The organism is Streptomyces noursei (assembly GCF_016917755.1).
GTDB classification, from domain to species: domain Bacteria; phylum Actinomycetota; class Actinomycetes; order Streptomycetales; family Streptomycetaceae; genus Streptomyces; species Streptomyces yunnanensis.
Window position 1 is genome coordinate 3399564 of the sequence record NZ_CP070326.1, and the last position, 15461, is coordinate 3415024.

Here is a 15461-nt window from a genome sequence, read left to right on the forward strand (position 1 = left end):
TCGCGCAGGTGTCGAACGGCAGCACTTTCCCCCCGCCCCGCCGCTCACGCGGCCCCCTGCTGATCGTGTTGGCGGTGGTGGTGGCCGTCGGGGTCGGCGGCTGGCTGCTCTGGCGGCCACCGGGCGGCGGCCCCTTCCCCGCCGGCGGCGCGGCCTCCGGGTCGCCGTCCGCGGACGGCGGCGGGGCCGGCGACGACGCCCCCACGGCGGGTGCCGACCGCCCGGCCCCGGCCGGCGGTCCGCGCCTCAAGGGCAGGACCGTGCTCCTGGACCCCGGCCACAACCCGCGCAACCGGGACCACACCCGGGAGATCGCCCGGCCCGTCGACATCGGCAACGACCGCAAGGAGTGCGACACCACCGGCACCGCCACCGACGACGGCTACGCCGAGGCGGAGTTCACACTGGACGTGGCCCGGCGGGCCCGGGCGCTGCTCCGGGCGGAGGGCGCCCGGGTCGTCCTCACCCAGGACGGCGACCGGCCGTACGGGCCGTGCGTGGACGGGCGGGCAGCGGCGGGGAACGCGGCGCACGCCGACGCCGCGGTCTCCGTGCACGCCGACGGCTCGGTCGCCGGCAACCGCGGCTTCCACGTCATCCTCCCGGCGCGGGTCACCGCCGGCGCGGCCGACACCTCACGGATCGTGGGGCCGTCGCGGGACCTGGGCGAGCGGCTGGCCGACCGGTTCGCGGCGGTGACCGGAAGTGCACGTTCCAATTACGTCGGCCACGGGACCGGGCTCGACGTCCGCTCCGATCTCGGCGGGCTCAACCTCTCCACGGTGCCGAAGGTGTTCATCGAGTGCGGCAATATGCGCGATCCGAAGGACGCCGCGCAATTGACCGATGCACAGTGGCGGGAAAAAGCGGCCCGTGGGATCACGGAGGGCATTACGGACTTCTTGACGCGCTGAACACACTCCCGACCAGCCGAACGGACTTCCGGCCGAGGGCCCTGCCGATACCCGGGGCGGCCCACAGGATTCGACGATAGGTTCCCTTTACGATGGGGGACCATCGCCGTGCCTCGCACCGCGCCAGCGACAGCGTCGACGCCCTCACGAAGTCGACCAGGAACACGAAACCGACAAAGGACCTTTACGTGAACATCCGCTCCCTCAGTCGAGGCGACGGCGTGGTGATCGGAGCAGCGGTGCTGCTGTTGATCGCCTCGTTCCTCAGTCTCTACGCGTACGGCGACACGAACGCCTGGCAATCGCTGCACCTGCTGATGAGCGTCTACCTGGCCGGCGTCATCGCCGCCGGCCTGATCGTCACGGCGCGGGCGCTGCCGCAGCCCCGGAAGGTCGCCGGGCTGGAGCTCGGGCAGTTCGGAGTGGCGCTGTCCGTGTTCGCCGCCTGGACCGCGTTCTGGGCGATCATCGACAGCCACGGCGCGGGCGCCGGCCTGATCCTCGGCCTGATCGCCGCGCTGGTCCAGGCGGCCGCCGCGGTGGCCACCCCGCTCGTCCCGGCGCTGAAGGTCGCCCTGGTCGGCGCGCCCCGCCCGCAGGTCTCCGGGCCGTACGGCAACGCCGGCGCCACCCAGGGCTACGGCTACCCGGGCGCCCAGCAGCAGGGCGGCTACGGCTACCCCGGCGGGCAGCAGCAGTCCGGCCAGAGCTACGGCGGCCAGCAGGCCCCGGCCGGGGACTCCGGCGCCACGGCCGGCGGCGCGGCGGGGGCCACCCCGGCGGCCGGCGGCCCGGCGGACTTCGCCCCGTTCTGGTTCGCGGTGCCGGTGGCCCGCCCGCTCTACAGCGAGGAGGGCTCGCCGTCGCCGATCGCCGAACTGGCGCCCGGCACCTGGTACCTCGCGGTGGAGCAGCGCGGCGCGGCGCTGATCGCGCAGACCCAGGACGGTCGGCGCGGCATCCTCCAGGACACCACCGGCATCCAGCGCGGCTGACACAGCCGGCACCCCGCGGTCCTGTCGCGGCCTTTGGGCCGGCCCGGCCCCTCGCCCTCCCGGGCGGGGGGCCGTTGCCATGTCCCCGACGGCGCCGTACAGTGCGGCGGACCAGCGAACTGACGCAGCGTCACCTATGCGTGGACAACCGGACGTCGGAGAGAGGCGGGTCATGCGACTCGGTCTGGCACTCGGCTACTGGGGCCGTGGCCCCGACCCCCGGCACCTCGAACTCGCCCGCGAGGCCGAGCGGCTGGGCTACGACTCGGTGTGGACCGCGGAGGCGTGGGGCTCCGACGCGTTCACCGCCCTCACCTGGATCGCCGCGCACACCTCCCGGATCAAACTGGGCACCGGCATCGTCCAGATGGCCGCCCGCACCCCCACCGCCACCGCGATGCACGCGCTCACCCTCGACCACCTCTCCGGCGGGCGGATGCTGCTGGGCCTGGGACTGTCCGGGCCGCAGGTCGTCGAGGGCTGGTACGGGCGGCCGTTCCCCAAGAGCCCGCTGACCGCCACCCGGGAATACGTGGACGTCATCCGCCAAGTGCTGCGCCGGCAGGGCCCGGTGGCGTCGGACGGCACCTTCCACCCCCACCCCTACCAGGGCCCGGACGGCACCGGCCTCGGCAAACCGCTGAAGCCCATCACCCACCCCCTACGGGCCGACCTGCCGGTCCTGTTGGGCGCGGAGGGACCGCGGAACATCGCCCAGACCACCGAGATCGCGGACGGCTGGCTGCCGCTGTACTGGTCGCCCACCCGCACCGAGGTCTACGCGAAGTCGCTGGCCAACGCCCCGGACGGCTTCCTGATCGCCCCCATGGCGCGCGCCGTGGTCTGCGACGACATCGCCGAGGGACTGCTGCCGGTCAAGGCGATGCTCGGCTTCTACATCGGCGGGATGGGACACGCGGCCAAGAACTTCCACGCGGACCTGATGGCGCGGATGGGATTCGCGGACGAGGCCCGGCGGGTCCAGCGGCTCTTCCTCGAAGGCCGCCGGGACGAGGCGGTGCGGGCCGTACCGGACGCCTTCGCCGACGAGATCTCGCTGGTCGGCCCGCCGGAACGGATCGCGGAACGGCTGGAGTTGTGGCGCGCGGGGCCGGTCACCGACCTGCTGGTGACCGCCCCTGACCCACGGACGCTGCGAGTGCTGGCGGAACTGAACTAGCCGCTGCGCTGCGCTGGCTTCCCGCCGTGGGCCTGGGGCCGGCTGCCTCCCACGTTGTCGACTCCCCCGCCACGGGGGTTGCTCGCTTTTGCGCCTGCGGCGCGGGGCCGCTGCGCGGGGCTGTCGGGTGCGTCACCTCCCGTGGGTGGTCATGAAGACGGTGGGTGGGGGCCGACGTCAGTGGGCCAGTGGCGGTTCAGGAGAAGGAGGCGTAGGTCAGCCAGCGGTCGAACAGCGGGCGGTCGCCGAGCACCTCGATGCGCTCGCCGCCCTCGTCGTCGAGGGAACGCCGGCGGTAGAGGGCCAGCAGCAGGTCGGTGAGCGGGCCGCGGAGGGCGACCGCGGCCTTCTCGTGGGCGCGGCGGTGGGTGAGCCCGTCACCCGTCAGGTCCAGCACCCATTCGGCGTGCAGGGCGGGCGGGGCGTCGGTAGCGTGCAGGTGGAGCGTCCGACCGGGGCCGAACAGGCCCTCGGCGCGGTCCGCCCAGCGCTCCGCCGCCGTCGGCAGCGCGCACAGTTCGAGCCACTCGTCCAGGCAGTCGGCGGCGACCTCCGGCGGGACCTCGTAGGCGGCGCCGGTGGTGAGCGCGGCATCGGCGCGGTGGATCACCGTCTCGTGGACCATCCGGCGGGCCCAGAACCCGGCCCGGTGGTCCGAGGCCCAGGACCAGACGGTGCTGTCCGGGCCGGCCTCGCGCAGCGCCGCCACGGTGCGCTCGGCGCCCTCCGCCAGCCAGGCGTCGAGCGCCTCGGGGGTGTCGTCGTCCGGCCCGCCGGCGCCCGGAATCGTGGTCGGGTCGATCACGGCGGTGGCACGGGTGGCGACCAGCTCACCGGCCCAGCGGTGCGCGCCGCCGACGTGCCGGGCGAGGTCGGCCAGGGTCCAGTCGGGACAGGTCGGCACGGTCGCGGAGAGGTCGGCGTGGCGGACGGAGGCCCGGAACTTCTCGGTTTCCGCGAGCAGTTGGGCGCAGTATTCCTCGTGGGTGAGGGAGCCTTGGAGCGACATACGTCGCACAGTAGTGCGCCGCCGCTCGGTTCCACCCCCCATTTGCGGGGCGACCGGCACCATGTCGATCCCCCTCACCGCGTCGCCCGCGCCCGGGACGCCACGACGCCACGGAGATCCGTCGGACAGACCCTTGAGTGGGGCGGCAGGGACGGCCGCCTTCCGCACCGCCCGCCGATCCGCCGTGCTCGGCTGACGTCCCCCGCCGCCACCTGCCCCCAGGAGTTCCACCGCCGGTACCCCCTCGACCGACGACGGGTCACCACCCCACCAAGGCGCACCCCCACGACCTGAAACCCACCCATCAACGGGAGGTGCCGGGTCTGTGGGGTGGGGGTTGTGCGGACGTAAAGCGCAGCAGTCCGCACAACCCCCACCCCACAGACCCGGCACCGCGGCCGAAAAGCCCCGCGCAGCGGATTCGCACCGCGCAGCGGCACCGCGCAGCGCGTCGTCAGCCGCCCAGTTGGGACGTGCTGGGCACCTGGTCCTTCACCTCGGCGCCGTTCTTCTTCCCGACGTCCTTGACGTTGTTGATGACGTTCTGGAACTGGTCGACGTCGGCGGAGCCGGCCTCGCCCTTGCGGAGCTTGGTGCCGAGGTTCTTCAGCGACTCGATGCCGCTGTTGAGCGGGGCCAGCGCCTTGGAGAGCGTCGGGTCGCCCTCGGCGTTGCGCACCGCGGCCTTGAGCCGGTTGTACGTGAAGACCCCGGCCAGGCCCGCCTTGACCAGCGCGGTCTTGCGGTGCTGGGCCCCCTTGTTGAAGGCCCCGGCCTTGTACGGCTTGATGATCCACTGGTAGGTGGCGCCGGCCGCCAGCCCGGCGTTGGTCACGAAGCGGGTCTTGGCGAACTTCTGCTTCTCCGCCGAGCCGGTGGGGCTGGGTGAGCCGCTGGCCCCGCCCTCGTTCTTCTTCGAACCGCCGCAGGCGACGGCGCCCAGGGTGAGGGTGCAGGCCAGCAGCAGCGCGACGACGCCCCTGCGCAGGGCGGCACGGTCGCGGACGGGGGACTGCGGAACGGTCACGGCGCGCCTCCGGCGGGCTCGGGTCGGCTGGGGAACATCGTCCGCAGCCTGACCCGCCCGCCGGAGGGTCGCCACCGGGCAACGGCCAGATGGGGTGGCCCGTACGCCGGGCCGGTGGGCGGGTCCCCCTGGGGTGCGACTACCGGCAGCAGTCCGGAGCCAGCCCGGTCGGCAGCCGCTCGCCGCCGAAGACCGAGGTGGTGGCCTCGTCACCGCCGAGCGCGGCGACCGCCAGCAGCACCGAACCGGCGGTCCACGACGTCAGCTCCCGCGGCCAGATCGTCTCGTCCTCGAAGACGTAGCCGGTCCAGTACATGCCGTTGTCGGCGCGCAGGTGCTGGATCCACTTGAGGATCGTCACGGCCCGGTCGGACTCCCCCATCGCCCACAGCGCCAGCGCCAGTTCCGCGCTCTCGCCGCCGGTGACCCAGGGGTTGGGCACCACGCAGCGCACGCCCAGACCGGGGACGACGAAGCGGTCCCAGTCCGCGTCGATCCGCTGCTGGGCCGCCGTGCCGCGCACCGCGCCGCCCAGCACCGGGTAGTACCAGTCCATGGAGTAGCGGGACTTGTCGAGGAACCGCTCGGGGTGGTGGCGTATCGCGTGGCCGAGGCGGCCGACGGCCAGTTCCCAGTCGGGCTGCGGCTCCTCGCGCTGCTCGGCAATCGCCAGGGCGCAGCGCAGCGCCTGGTAGACGGAGGACGAGCCGGTCAGCAGGGCGTCGCGGACGGGCGTGCCGTCGTCCTCCCGCTTCCAGCCGATCTCGCCGCCGGGCTGCTGGAGTTCCAGGACGTACTCGATCGCCGCGTGGACCGCCGGCCACATCCGGTCCAGGAAGGTCTCGTCCCCGGTGGACAGGTAGTGGTGCCAGGCCCCGACCGCGAGGTACGCGCAGAAGTTGGTCTCCCGGCCGCGGTCGGTGGGGGCGTTCGCGTCGCCGTCGGCGTAGGCGGCGTACCAGGAACCGTCCGGGTTCTGGTGCCGGACCAGCCAGTCGTAGGCGGCCTCGGCGCGCTCGTGCTCGCCGGCCGCGTCCAGTGCCATGGCGGCCTCGGTGTGGTCCCACGGGTCGAGGTGGTGGCCGCGGAACCACGGGATGGCGCCGTCCGTGCGCTGGGCCGCCAGGATGCCCTCGACGGTACGGGCGGCCTGTTCGGCGGTGAGCACCCCCGGCAGGACGAGCCGTTCGGTGCGCCCGGGACTCGTCACTTGGCGGCCCCGCGGGCGGTGGCGGGCTTGGCGGCGGCGGGCTTGGTCGCGGAGCGGGTGCGCTTGGCGGCCGGCTTGGCGGCGGCCGTCTTCTCCGGCGCCGTCTCCCCCTCCGTCTCCCCCTCCGTCTCCAACTCCATCTCCGGCAAGTGCGGCTTGGTGGCGTAGGCGACGAAGCTCTTGCCGATGAGCGGGTTGAGGGCCTGTTCGGCGAGGCGGGTGGCCAGCGGCTTCTTCATGATGTCCCAGACCAGCAGCTTGTGGTACGCCTTCACCGGCAGCGCCTGGTCGTTGTCCACGCCGAAGGCGCACTTCAGCCACCAGTAGGGGCTGTGCAGCCCGTGCGCGTGGTGGGTGCCGTACGGCTCCAGGCCGGCCTCCCGCATTTTGCCCAGGAGTTCGTCGCCGCGGTAGATGCGGATGTGGCCGCCCTCGACCTCGTGGTAGGCGTCGCTGAGCGCCCAGCAGACCTTCTCCGGGCCGTAGCGCGGGACGGTGACCGCGATCCGGCCGCCGGGGCGCAGCACCCGGACCATCTCGGCGAGCACGCCCTTGTCGTCCGGGATGTGCTCCATCACCTCGGAGATGATCACGACGTCGAAGCTCGCGTCGGGGAACGGCAGCGCCAGCGCGTCACCCTCCATCGCCACCGCGGAGGCGCCCGCCGGGGCCTCGCCGGCCTCCTTCATCGCGGCGAACCACTTGGCGACCTCGCGGATCTCCTCGCCGTTCCGGTCCAGGGCGACGACCTGCGCGCCGCGCCGGTAACACTCGAAGGCGTGCCGGCCGGCGCCACAGCCCAGGTCGAGTACGCGGTCGCCGGGAGCGAGCGGGAATCGGGAAAAGTCGACGGTCAGCACGGCGTTTACGCTTTCGTCCGGCGGTCAGGGGCGGGGTGAGGTGCGGCGTGGGCGGTGGGAGTGCGGCATGGTACGGGTCACCGACGGCCGGCGACCGGCGAAGCGGCGGACCGGCCCGCCTGGCGGGCGATGGCCTCGCGGTAGCGCTCGGCGGTGCCGATGGCGGCCTGCCGCCAGGTGAAGCGGGCCAGCACCCGCCGCCGGCCGGCCGCGCCCAGCCGGCGGCGGAGCGCCTCGTCGCCCAGCAGCCGGAGCAGGCCGGTGGCGAGCGCCCCGGCGTCGCCCGGCGGCACCGCGAGGCAGGTCTCGCCGTCCGGTCCGGCGACTTCGGGGATGGCACCGCCGGTGGTGGCCAGCAGTGGTGTGCCGGTGGCCATCGCCTCGGCCGCGGGCAGCGAGAAGCCTTCGTAGAGGGAGGGCACGCAGGCGATCTGGGCGCCGCGCACCAGGTCGACGAGTTCGGCGTCGCTGATGCCCTTGACGAACTCGATGGCGTCGGACAGCCCGAGGCGTTCGATGGCGGCGGCGACCGGCCCGTCGTCGGCCCGCTTGCCGACCACGACCAGGTGGGCGTCGGGGTTCTCGGTGCGCACCTTTGCCAGCGCCTCGACGAGGTGGATCAGCCCCTTGAGGGGGACGTCCGCGCTGGAGGTGGTGACGATCCGGCCGGGCACCTCCGGGACGGACGGGTCCGGGGAGAAGAGGTCGGTGTCGGCGCCGATGGGGACGACATGGATCCGGCCGGGGTGGACGCCGAGGTCCTCGACGATCTCCTGACGGGAGGAGCCGGAGACGGTGAGCACCGACGGCAGCCGCCGGGCCACCCGCTTCTGCATCCGGGTGAAGCCGTACCAGCGGCGGACCGAGGCGCGGCGCTTCCAGTCCTGCGCGGCGGCCAGGTCCAGTCGGCGGTCGACGGTGATGGGGTGGTGGATCGTGGTGACCAGCGGGGCGCCGAGCGCGGTCGGGCCGCCGAGCAGGCCGTAGCCGAGGGTCTGGTTGTCGTGGACGACGTCGAACTGTCCGCGGCGGGCGGCCAGATGGCGCCGGGCGCGCAGGGAGAAGGTCAGCGGTTCGGGGAAGCCGCCGGTCCACATCGTGGCGACTTCGAGGCCGTCGATCCAGTCGCGGAACTCGTCGCGCCCGGGGGTGCGGAACGGGTCGGGCTGGCGGTAGAGGTCGAGGCTGGGCAGCTCGGTCAGCGTCACACCCTCGTCCAGGACGGGGTAGGGCTGGGCGCCGATCACCTCGACGGCGTGGCCGAGGCGGGCCAGTTCGCGGGAGAGGTGGCGGACGTAGACGCCCTGACCGCCGCAGAACGGGTTCCCCTTGTACGTGAGCATGGCGATCCGCAGGGGACGCTCGGGGTCCATCGGGGCGGAGGCCGAGGGGGTCTCCGCCGGGCGGGGCGCGGCTGCCTGGACGGCCTCTGCGGTCACGCACGGCCCCCTTCTCACTGGACTTTCGCCGGAGCGTAACCGCTGGCGGTAATCTAGAACAAGTTTCAGAACTGAAAAGCTACTGATCAGTTCACCGAGTTTCGAATCTACCGGCCGGGAACGGAGCGAAAAGAGCCGCACCAGGTGATTCGCGCCACGACAGGACCCCTGCCATGCTGTGCCGATCACACACCACCGGCACTCACCGCATCGCGGACGGAAAGCCACGGAATGGGACACATGACTACGGAATCCAAGGCGGCCGGGCCGGCGCTTCCGGCTAGTCCTCCCCTGACCGAACGTCAGGAGGCCCGGCGCCGCCGCATCCTGCACACCAGCGCCAAGCTGGCCAGCCGCGGCGGCTTCGACGCCGTCCAGATGCGCGAGGTGGCCGAATCCTCCGGAGTCGCGCTCGGCACCCTCTACCGCTACTTCCCGTCCAAGGTGCACCTGCTCGTCGCCACCATGCAGGACCAGCTCCAGCACATGCACGAGACGCTGCGCAAGCGCCCCCCGTCGGAGGAGGACCCCGGCGCTCGGGTCGCCCAGACGCTGATGCGGGCCTTCCGCGCCCTGCAGCGCGAACCGCACCTGGCCGACGCGATGGTGCGCGCGCTGACCTTCGCCGACCGGTCCGTCAGCCCCGAGGTGGACACCGTCTCCCGGCTGACCACCGCGATCATCCTCGACGCCATGGCCCCGCCCGTCGCCCACCCCCCCTCGAAGGGGCCGGCGCGCCCCGCCGTCCCGCCCACCCCCGAACAGCTCTCCGCGGTCCGGGTCATCGAGCACACCTGGCACTCGGCGCTGATCACCTGGCTGTCCGGGCGCGCCTCGATCGCCCAGGTGAAGATCGACATCGAAACCGTCTGCCGCCTGATCGACCTGACGGCCCCGGGCCGGACGCAGGACCGTCACCCTCCCTCCGCATAACCTCCCCCCGCACACGGGTAATTGGCCCGCAAGGGGCCCTCCCGCCCCCTACGGGTCCGACCACCCCACCCCCTACGGGCCCCGCCACGTGCGTTCACGGAGCCCGGCCGAGCCCACCCCGTCCAGGCTCCGGAGAACCCTGGACGGGGTGGGGCCTTGCGACGTCCCTCACCGGCGAAGCGGCACCCCGCATACGAGGGCGGACGGGGCCGGAGCCGCCACACGTCTGCCGTGATCCGGCTGATCCCCCGTCGGGAGACACCGCGCCGCCGCAATTGGCGCTCACCGCAGCGGAGTTCATCGGGTCACTCTTCGGGCGTGGCCTGTCGCCCCTTCGCCTGGCAGATCGCACAGGGATCTGGACACGACGGCACTGGATCACCAGGGGGCACGTAGACGACGCCCTCACCCGTCGCCACCAACGGCGGTCGTAGCTCCGGCGGCCTCAACCTGGCCCGCTCGGTCATGTCTTCGCCTTCCGTACGTGAGAGTGGCGGCGCATCTCGACGTTGCGGTCGATCACCGTCGCCTTGTCTCCGATGGCACGCGCCACCGCACGCTGCTCGGCCAGGGCGGCACACACGTCACACCCGGCGACAGGTTCGGGTTCCGGCGCCGGAAACGGGTCGGACAGGTGAACCGGGCGGCACTTGCGGGGCATCAGACCATCGCCTCCACCCCGTAGATCCGGCGCGGGCCGGTATCGACACCATGCACGGCCTGCCACAGCGCCCGTTGCTCCTCGGGAGTGAGGATGGAGGGGCGGATCAGGGCCGAGTCCTCGCCATGAAGCAGTCCCGCGTGCCGGACGGGAACGTACGGACGTACGGGCGTCGGCGCGTCCTCAGACCATGTGGCGGGCAGTGCACTGGCCGACCGATGGCGGCCCGCCGCTGGCAGTAACCGAAGCAATAGCACTTCGACAAGACGGGCGATACGGTTCGGCATGTTGACGCTCCTCTACAGCGTTGGCCGCGCCCCCGGACGTTCGCCGCTCCAGCAACGTCGCGGGGGTCTCTTTGTGTCGTCCCATCGAAGTGGGCCAGGGTTCCTTGAAAGAGGCGCCAGCCAGGGGGCCAGGAAGGGGCCAGAATGGGAACGGAGAGGGGGCCAGCGAGTGGCGGATGAACGGCGACGGCAGTTCGGTGCGTACTTGGCACGCCTGAGACGCGATGCCCACAAGAGTCAACGTCAGCTTGCTGCCTTACTGTGTGCTGTCTCGGGCACACCGTCCCTCACGCGGAACGAGGTCTCCCGGTGGGAGCGCGGCGAGCGCATTCCGGAAGCCTGGCTGCCGTTCATCGCGGAAGTCTTAGGGGTTCCTGTCGGAGAATTGGAACGAGCCGCCGCGCACGCCCGCGGTGAGTCGGACGGGCCACCGTTCGGGGCCGCCGTGATCCTCTCCGAGCTGATTCCGCCGCGCGACCTGTTGGCGCCACTCGCCACACGCGCCGGTCGCCGCATCGGCAGCGACGACGTGGCGAACCTCGCAGCCCGTGTACACGGCTTCCGACTCGCCGATGACGTACTCGCCGGGGGCGATCTCATGGCACCCGTGTTCCGCGAACTCAACGCAGCCATGCGGTTGTACCGCGAGAGCACGCACACAGAAGCGGTCGGCAGTGCACTGTTGGCCCAGATCGGCGAACTGGCTCAGATCGCCGGATGGATCGCCAGTGATGCGGGACGTCACGAGAAGGCTGAACACGTGTACCGCATCGGGATCGAAGCGGCGCGGCAGGCAGGGAACGGCCCGTTGGTCGCGAACCTAGCGGGGAGCCTCGCCTACCAACTCAGCAACACCGGACAAGAACGCGTCGGCCTCGATCTCGCTCGCGCCGCCCTGGCGGAAGCCGGACCGGACGCCCCGTCCAAGACGCGTGCACTTTTCTTCGACCGCGTGGCGTGGGCCCACGCCCGCGCCGGAGAGGCACAGCCCGCAATGCAGGCGCTCGGGCAAGCGCACGACGCGCTGAGCAAAGCCGACGAAGACGCGCCCCGATGGGCGTACTGGGTGAGCACGGAAGAACTTGAGGTGATGGACGCCCGAGTCTTCACCGAACTGCACCGTCCCTTGCGTGCCGTTCCGTTGTTGACCGACGTACTGAGCCGCTACGACGCCACACACGCGCGAGAGGTCGCCCTCTACCGCTCATGGCTCGCGGTCGCCCTTGCCAACGCCAACGAGCCGGAGCAAGCAGCCGAGGAAGCACGACGTGTTGTCTCCGCGTCTGCGGATATGGCGAGTGACCGCACCGCCTCTCGGGCTCGTGTCGTACTCCAGCGACTCCGGGACTTCGAGGAAGTACCCGAGGTCCGCGACTTGCTTCACGATCACGGGCATGTACTCAGTGCGTAAGGCAATAACGGGGGTTGGTGGCAGGTTCGAGGAGCCGTTGCCGTGTCGACTCGCTCCCGTCCTGCGACGGCTCGGAGAACACCGGACCGTGCCCGACGTCGCCGAGGTCTTGGAAAAGGCCCGTGCATGACAGTTACTGCTCGCGGACCGGCCCGACGGTAGTGGCGATCCAGCGGAGGTAGGCATCCGACCCGGCCACGAGCGGAACGGCCGAGACTTCGGGGTTCTTCCCGCCGTGGCGGTGCAGCCGTAAGCCCACGGTGGGTCACCCACCATGGGCTTGCCGTCGGGTGACGGGACGTAGCATGGGCAGTAACCGTCATTCGGCTACCCGGAGTTGGTCATGAGGCCATCAACTGCGATCCCGGCAGAGGTACTGGCTCGGAGTGATGTCCGAGAAGCCATTGAGGCGCATGACTTCGGCCAGCTCTTCTACCTGGTTCGAAAATGGGCCGGGATCACCTACAACCAAATTGCGGAATCGTGCGGTATCGAGTCTTCCCGCATCAGCGAACTCGCGCGCGGCGAGGGTTCGATTAGCGCACTGACGAAAATTGAAAAGATAGCCGACGCGCTTCGCATCCCGGGCCATATGCTAAGACTCACCCCCAGGCCGTGGGAGTCATTGCCGGGGGTTGCTGATTCGCATGCCGACCACGCCGCACCGCGACGGATCTCCATTTCAAACGAAGCGCGAGGCGATGAATACGTAGAGGCGATTCGAGAAACCTCGCAAAGGCTGATCGCTCTTGACAACGAGCTCAATGGCTTACCGATTGCAGACGTGGCGGCGCGCTCATTCAAAGCGGTGCATCGCCGTCTCGGCGGTGGCGAACCCGAGCCGAAGCACGAGCGAGACATTCAGGCTGCGGCCGCAGAGCTGGCGGAGGTCGCGGGATGGGCCCTGTTTGACGCGGAGAAGTACGAAGCGGCACGCCGATTCAATCAGGAGGCTCTGTTTCTGGCGCGAACGTCAGGAGATCGGGCCATTGAACTCCTGATTCTGCAGAACATGAGCATGCAGTCCGGGTGGCAAGGGCGACCACGGGAAGAGATGGCCATCGCCCGATCGGTTCTTGACCAACAGAACCTGTCACCACGCGTTGAAGCAATCTTTAGGATGCGTGAAGCCAGGGGGTTGTTCGCCTCAGGTCGAACGACCGAAGCCATGAAGATATTCGACCGCGCACGCTCTCTGATCGAGGATGGCGCGAGAATCAGTGACCCTTTCTGGGCCTGGTGGATCAGCGCCGATGAAGTTAACGGTCATCTGGCCCTCGTACTCCAAGATTCGGGCGACTGGAGATCCGCCATCCCACTGCTCCAGGAAAATGTATATAACCAACGTCGCCCACGGGTCGGATATCAGGGAATTTATTCCGCGCGACTCCTGGACTCGCTCTTGAGTGAGAAGGCGTGGCTGGAAGCAGGGGAATTGCTCGAATTCATCATTCCGACTGTTTCCGAAATCGGTTCGGTGCGCGCGCGGAATCTACTGAGGGGAACCGTCGCAATCGGGGAGGGGGAGGCGAAAATTCCTGAGAGCCTTCGCGACGCCCTCCACGGAGTAAGTGAAGCCATGCAAGAGGACCCGTACACGCTATGAGGCGGGAACCACAGGAACCAACTGCCGCCGGCGCCCGAGCATGGCACTGCGACGGCAACGTCCTCCGGCGTTGAACTGACAGCCCGACCCGGGCCCCCAGTTCCAACGGCCCCCTCCGGCGCGGAGGATGACCGTTGGGGCTGGGGCCGACCGCAGATGGCCACGGTCCCCGCCCCGTCGCTCACTCCCCGGGCTCACTCCTCCGGCGGGAACACCGTCTCCCCGCTCTCCACCGCGGTGATCGTGATCGCCTCCACCGGGCACCCCTCGGCCGCCGCCAGCACCCCGCCCGCGGGCTCGGCCTCCGGCTCGACGGGGTGCGACTGCCGCGCCGCGTCCAGCCGGAACCGCTCCGGCGCGGTCCCCGCGCACAGCCCCGACCCGATGCAGACGCCCCGGTCCACCGCCACCCGCCAACGCTCCGCCATCAGGCACCCGCCGGCAGGTGGATCATCTTGTGCTCCAGGTACTCGCCGAACCCCTCGGGCCCGAACTCCCGCCCGATCCCGGAGTTCTTGTAGCCGCCGAACGGCCCGAGCATGTCGATGCTGAAGGTGTTCACCGAGTACGTCCCGGTCCGCACCCGCCGCGCGATGTCGATGCCGCGCTCGACGTCCGCCGTCCACACCGACCCCGACAGCCCGTACTCCGAGTCGTCGGCGATCCGCACCGCCTCCTCCTCGTCCCCGTACGGCAGCAGGCAGATCACCGGCCCGAAGATCTCCTCGCGCGCGATCCGCATCCCGTTGTCGACCCCGCCGAAGAGCGTCGGCTCGACGTACCAGCCGGTCGGCTGCCCCTCCGGCCGGCCGCCGCCGGTCAGCACCTCGGCGCCTTCCTTCTGCCCCAGCGCGATGTAGTCCAGCGAACGCTGCTGCTGGCGACGGGCGACCAGCGGTCCGACCTCCGTGGCCGGATCCAGCGGGTCGCCGACGGTCAACGCGCCAGCCGCCGCGGCGAACCGCTCGGCGATCTCGTCGTAGCGGCTGCGCGGGGCGAGGATCCGGGTCTGCGCCACGCACGCCTGCCCGTTGATCATCCAGGCGAACGGCACGATCCCGGCCAACGCCGCGTCCAGATCCGCGTCCGGCAGGATCACCGCCGCCGACTTGCCGCCCAACTCCAGCGTCACCCGCGTGAGGTTGCGGGCCGCCACCTCCATGACCCGCTTGCCGGCCGCCACCGACCCGGTGAACGACACCTTGTCCACGCCCGGGTGCCCGACCAGGTACTCGCTGACCTCCCGGTCGGCCGGCAGGATCGACAGCACCCCCGCCGGCAGCCCCGCCTCCGTCACGATCTCCGCGAGCAGATAGGCGTCCAGCGGGGTCTCCGGCGAGACCTTCAGCACCACCGAGCACCCGGCCAGCAGCGCCGGCGCGAGCTTGGCGGCGGCGGTGAACTGCGGGACGTTCCACGGCACGACGGCCGCGACCACCCCCACCGGCTCCCGCCGCACCAGCAGCGGCCCGAGCACCCCGGCCCGCCGCTCCTCGAACGGGAACTCCCGCGCCACCGTGAGCGCCGCGTCCCACGCCATCATCGCGGCCAGCGACTGCACCATCACGCCCGAGGTGACCGGCGTCCCGTTCTGCGCCCCGATGACCCGCGCGAACTCCTCGCTGCGCACCGCGAACGCGTCCTTGATCCGGCTCACCACCGCGATCCGCTCGTCCAACGGGGCGTTCGCCCACACCCCCGACTCGAAGGACGCCCGGGCGGCGGCCACCGCCCGGTCCACATCGGCCCGCGCGGCGTGCGGCACCCGCCCGATGACCTGCTCGGTGTGCGGCGAGACGACCTCGATCGTTTCCGGCCCGGCCGGGTCGACCAACTCACCGCCTATATAGAGCTTTCCGTGCTCGACGAGGTCGCTCATAGCTGCCCGCCTCCCGACGGTCTCGACGGATTGCGCTCCGGATGGCGGTT

At 71.1% G+C, this 15461-nt stretch carries 14 protein-coding genes; 6 read left to right on the plus strand and 8 right to left on the minus strand.

The genetic code is table 11. The features are described from left to right. Positions 1–8 precede the first annotated feature (8 nt). The 3 genes from JNO44_RS14990 (at position 9) to JNO44_RS15000 (ending at position 3089) form a co-directional block, all read left to right on the plus strand. The gene (locus JNO44_RS14990) at positions 9–914 is read left to right on the plus strand and encodes an N-acetylmuramoyl-L-alanine amidase (protein ID WP_205364583.1); all 906 of its coding nucleotides are present in this window, start codon (positions 9–11) and stop codon (positions 912–914) included. 188 nt (positions 915–1102) lie between these two features. After that, the gene (locus JNO44_RS14995) at positions 1103–1909 is read left to right on the plus strand and encodes a DUF5336 domain-containing protein (RefSeq protein ID WP_205364585.1); all 807 of its coding nucleotides are present in this window, start codon (positions 1103–1105) and stop codon (positions 1907–1909) included. Between the two features lie 172 nt (positions 1910–2081). After that, a complete protein-coding gene (locus JNO44_RS15000; RefSeq protein WP_205364586.1) occupies positions 2082–3089 on the plus strand; it encodes an LLM class F420-dependent oxidoreductase in 1008 nt (335 codons plus the stop codon). A 196-nt stretch (positions 3090–3285) separates the two neighbouring features. Here the strand turns inward: JNO44_RS15000 and JNO44_RS15005 are convergent, their stop codons facing one another. The 5 genes from JNO44_RS15005 to JNO44_RS15025 all read right to left on the minus strand — a co-directional run bounded on the left by JNO44_RS15005 (position 3286) and on the right by JNO44_RS15025 (position 8634). Beyond that, positions 3286–4098: a maleylpyruvate isomerase family mycothiol-dependent enzyme gene (locus JNO44_RS15005; protein ID WP_205364588.1), complete on the minus strand. Its 813-nt coding sequence runs from the start codon at positions 4096–4098 to the stop codon at positions 3286–3288. A 454-nt stretch (positions 4099–4552) separates the two neighbouring features. Next, the gene (locus JNO44_RS15010) at positions 4553–5125 is read right to left on the minus strand and encodes a hypothetical protein (protein ID WP_205364589.1); all 573 of its coding nucleotides are present in this window, start codon (positions 5123–5125) and stop codon (positions 4553–4555) included. Between the two features lie 139 nt (positions 5126–5264). Beyond that, a complete protein-coding gene (locus JNO44_RS15015) occupies positions 5265–6335 on the minus strand; it encodes a prenyltransferase/squalene oxidase repeat-containing protein (protein WP_205364590.1) in 1071 nt (356 codons plus the stop codon). Beyond that, positions 6332–7195, minus strand: coding sequence for a class I SAM-dependent methyltransferase (locus JNO44_RS15020; protein ID WP_205364591.1), 864 nt, complete (start codon positions 7193–7195; stop codon positions 6332–6334). The genes JNO44_RS15015 and JNO44_RS15020 overlap by 4 nt, the downstream gene beginning before the upstream one ends. Before the next feature lie 77 nt (positions 7196–7272). Further along, positions 7273–8634, minus strand: coding sequence for a glycosyltransferase family 4 protein (locus JNO44_RS15025; RefSeq protein ID WP_205364592.1), 1362 nt, complete (start codon positions 8632–8634; stop codon positions 7273–7275). 240 nt (positions 8635–8874) lie between these two features. On the opposite strand from JNO44_RS15025, the gene JNO44_RS15030 reads away from it, so the two are divergent. Continuing rightward, entirely contained in the window at positions 8875–9567 is a 693-nt protein-coding gene (locus JNO44_RS15030; RefSeq protein ID WP_205364593.1) for a TetR family transcriptional regulator, read from the plus strand. A gap of 660 nt (positions 9568–10227) precedes the next feature. Here JNO44_RS15030 and JNO44_RS15035 read toward each other — a convergent pair. Further along, positions 10228–10515, minus strand: coding sequence for a hypothetical protein (locus JNO44_RS15035; RefSeq protein ID WP_205371446.1), 288 nt, complete (start codon positions 10513–10515; stop codon positions 10228–10230). Here JNO44_RS15035 and JNO44_RS15040 point away from each other — a divergent pair. Together JNO44_RS15040 and JNO44_RS15045 are read left to right on the plus strand one after the other, a co-directional pair. Further along, positions 10514–11926, plus strand: a complete 1413-nt coding sequence (locus JNO44_RS15040) for a helix-turn-helix domain-containing protein (protein WP_205364594.1) — start codon at positions 10514–10516, stop codon at positions 11924–11926. The genes JNO44_RS15035 and JNO44_RS15040 overlap by 2 nt on opposite strands. 343 nt (positions 11927–12269) lie before the next feature. Beyond that, positions 12270–13532, plus strand: a complete 1263-nt coding sequence (locus JNO44_RS15045; protein WP_205364596.1) for a helix-turn-helix domain-containing protein — start codon at positions 12270–12272, stop codon at positions 13530–13532. A 194-nt stretch (positions 13533–13726) separates the two neighbouring features. On the opposite strand, the gene JNO44_RS15050 is transcribed toward JNO44_RS15045, so the two are convergent. Both JNO44_RS15050 and JNO44_RS15055 read right to left on the minus strand, forming a co-directional pair. Then, the gene (locus JNO44_RS15050; protein WP_205364598.1) at positions 13727–13960 is read right to left on the minus strand and encodes a ferredoxin; all 234 of its coding nucleotides are present in this window, start codon (positions 13958–13960) and stop codon (positions 13727–13729) included. Beyond that, positions 13960–15411 carry an aldehyde dehydrogenase gene (locus JNO44_RS15055; protein ID WP_205364600.1) on the minus strand — a complete coding sequence of 484 codons (1452 nt, stop codon included), beginning with the start codon at positions 15409–15411 and terminating at the stop codon, positions 13960–13962. Before JNO44_RS15055 ends, JNO44_RS15050 begins: the two co-directional genes overlap by 1 nt. Positions 15412–15461 lie beyond the last annotated feature (50 nt).

What these genes read in the sequence shown, in the direction of transcription:
- JNO44_RS15000 (WP_205364586.1), top strand. Translation starts at nt 2,082, where the DNA reads ATGCGACTCGGTCTGGCACTCGGCTACTGGGGCCGTGGCCCCGACCCC.
- JNO44_RS15005 (WP_205364588.1), bottom strand. Translation starts at nt 4,098, where the DNA reads ATGTCGCTCCAAGGCTCCCTCACCCACGAGGAATACTGCGCCCAACTG.
- JNO44_RS15030 (WP_205364593.1), top strand. Translation starts at nt 8,875, where the DNA reads ATGACTACGGAATCCAAGGCGGCCGGGCCGGCGCTTCCGGCTAGTCCT.
- JNO44_RS15035 (WP_205371446.1), bottom strand. Translation starts at nt 10,515, where the DNA reads ATGCCGAACCGTATCGCCCGTCTTGTCGAAGTGCTATTGCTTCGGTTA.
- JNO44_RS15040 (WP_205364594.1), top strand. Translation starts at nt 10,514, where the DNA reads ATGTTGACGCTCCTCTACAGCGTTGGCCGCGCCCCCGGACGTTCGCCG.
- JNO44_RS15055 (WP_205364600.1), bottom strand. Translation starts at nt 15,411, where the DNA reads ATGAGCGACCTCGTCGAGCACGGAAAGCTCTATATAGGCGGTGAGTTG.
- JNO44_RS15045 (WP_205364596.1), top strand. Translation starts at nt 12,270, where the DNA reads ATGAGGCCATCAACTGCGATCCCGGCAGAGGTACTGGCTCGGAGTGAT.
- JNO44_RS15050 (WP_205364598.1), bottom strand. Translation starts at nt 13,960, where the DNA reads ATGGCGGAGCGTTGGCGGGTGGCGGTGGACCGGGGCGTCTGCATCGGG.